Consider the following 2,260-nt stretch of genomic DNA (forward strand, 5'->3'; position numbering starts at 1 on the left):
ACTGATCGCCAGATCACGCTATTTAAATTCTGGAATTAGCTGCGGAATGACGGATGCACGCTTAAAAATAATAAAAGCAGACTTGACCTGATAGTTTGGCTGTGAGCAATTATGTGCTTAGTGCATCTAACGTTTGAAATAAGGGGCGCCGAGCGCCAGCGAGGGGAGCCAAAAGCTTGCTTTTGGCCGTCCCGACTTGATTGAAGGGTTGGGCGATTTTGCCATTAGATTTTTTTATAAATTTAGTGTGTTTAGAATGGTGATTGCATTTTTCTTGGCTTTTATGCTTGATGTTAAATTCGACCCCAAGTTTCCTGTAAGTGCGGACACAAAAACATATTTATGTCCTGATTTGCTTATAATAAACCCTTCAAACCATCCGTTTTGTAGGGTTCTATTTGCTGTGAATCCTGCACCAGTTTTCCCATACAGTTTTGTACTATTCTCCAGATCTTGTAGATACATGTTATCTATGGTGTTTTCTATGGCTGAATTTCTAACTGGAAGATTGTGATTAATAATTTTACGCAGGAATTGAATTTGTTCTTCCGGTGAAATTTTTAAGCTACTTTCGAGCCATGCTTCTGTTAATCCGTTGTTTCTTTCTTTATCTCCAGAGAAGTCTTGATTTCCATAATCAAAATCTTTGAGATAATTTTTGATTTTATTTAATCCAATTTTTTGGGTTATTTCTTGCGAAACCCAAACAACAGAAAATTGCATCCACGTCTTTGGTGTATGATTGCTGTTCCAAATTTCCATTCCTTTTGGGATTTTATCCCATTTGAATATGGTTTTCTGATCTATTATTTCCGCATCAAATGCCATAAGTGATAATGCGATCTTGAAAGTTGAATCTGGTGCCATTTGCGCTGCGCACTTTGCTTTATTGAATTGAGCAATTTCAGCGTTTGTGGATGCATCGTAAAGTAAAAAACAACCTTCAGTTCCTTCAAATAATTGAGATGCAACAGTAGAGATATCTGTTGATGCACTGGCGCTGCTGTAGATAATATTTGCAATTATTAAAAAAATAGCGAAGTTGATATGTATTGTGTTTTTCATAATAAGTATTGGTTTGGTAAAGGGCTTAATTTTAACGGCTGACAATTAATGAGGCTCCGGGTTCGCCCAACGTTCGAAATAAGGGGCGCCGAGGCGCAGCCGAGGGAAGTTAAAAGCGCAGCTTTTAACCGTCCCGGTTGATTGACCTGTTAGGCCAGTGTTTTTTGCAAGAATACCAGCGCCGTGCGCCGCAGCAAACTTACCAAGAACAATCGAATTTGAAACCAGAAAAACTGGTGCACCGAAACAACACGCCAGCCGGAGCCGTGGGTTTTGAAACCTTCGCAAGAACAGTCGGTTTTGGCCGATGACCCTGAACGAAGTGAATTGTCTTTGGGCGCGCATGCTGGCCATGGACGTTTCTTGAGACGTAACCAGAAAAATGCGCGCCTTCTGCTGAAGAAGCCCATGCAGTAAAAAATTTTTGCAAGAACGCTGGTTTTTGCTTTTCTTGACTAAAGCCAAGTTTTAAAGCTCTAAATAAAAATAGGCCTAACGTTTGACATGAGGGGCGGCCAAGGGCGCCAGCCCTTGGACGTCCCCCTCGATGGAAGGGTTAGGCATCACTGCGTGTTCGCTCGAATGCCTGGCGTGTTTGAACCATGTACACGGCTGGACCATCTGGGGTGGTTACGGTACCTTGCCTCTCAAACCCCGCTTTCTCGTAGCATCGGATCGCTCGCAAGTTGCTCGGCGACGGGTCCGTTTGGATCTTGGTGACCTCGGGATCATTGAACAGCAACTCAACCAGAGCTCGAACCAGCTTGGTTCCCAAGCCTTTGCCCAGTTGTGATGCATTCGCCAGTGACTGGTCTATTCCGCGTACTCCTGGATCGGTTTCTTCTTCCCACCATCCGTCCCCGCTTCCAAGAGCAACGTACGACTGGGCATACCCAATCGGCTCTCCATTCAGCATTGCAATGTATGGAGTGACGGACTCTTGCGCTAAAACGCTTGGCAAGTACTGTTCCTGTACGTCAGCAAGTGTCGGGCGTGCTTCTTCTCCGCCCCACCACTCGACGATATGAGATCGATTTAGCCACTCATAGAGCATCGCAAGGTCATGCTCAGTCATGAGGCGCAGTGTGACGGAATCGGTGCTGTTGGTCACGATGCTGTACTTTGTGATGCCTAACTTTAGTTTTAGGGCGACTGCCCTGCTGCGTAACATCGTTGCTGCTCCATAACATCAAAC

The 2,260-nt window shown here is 44.6% G+C and carries 3 protein-coding genes; all 3 read right to left on the reverse strand.

Features of this window, described 5'->3' with window-relative positions:
• Positions 1 to 234: 234 nt before the first annotated feature.
• Positions 235 to 1,065, reverse strand: coding sequence for an OXA-1 family class D beta-lactamase OXA-392 (locus tag HX884_RS26135; protein WP_032490448.1), 831 nt, complete (start codon positions 1,063 to 1,065; stop codon positions 235 to 237).
• A 45-nt stretch (positions 1,066 to 1,110) separates the two neighbouring features.
• On the reverse strand, positions 1,111 to 1,530 hold the full coding sequence (locus HX884_RS26140; protein ID WP_178329014.1) for a hypothetical protein: 420 nt from the start codon (positions 1,528 to 1,530) through the stop codon (positions 1,111 to 1,113).
• A gap of 91 nt (positions 1,531 to 1,621) precedes the next feature.
• The gene (aac(6')-Ib, locus tag HX884_RS26145) at positions 1,622 to 2,176 is read right to left on the reverse strand and encodes an AAC(6')-Ib family aminoglycoside 6'-N-acetyltransferase (protein ID WP_012695458.1); all 555 of its coding nucleotides are present in this window, start codon (positions 2,174 to 2,176) and stop codon (positions 1,622 to 1,624) included.
• Between the last annotated feature and the right edge of the window lie 84 nt (positions 2,177 to 2,260).

This window comes from Enterobacter sp. SECR19-1250 (genome assembly GCF_013391025.1).
Lineage (GTDB): Bacteria > Pseudomonadota > Gammaproteobacteria > Enterobacterales > Enterobacteriaceae > Enterobacter > Enterobacter cloacae.

Coding starts and splice junctions, on each gene's coding strand:
- HX884_RS26135 (WP_032490448.1), bottom strand. CDS start 1,065: ATGAAAAACACAATACATATCAACTTCGCTATTTTTTTAATAATTGCA.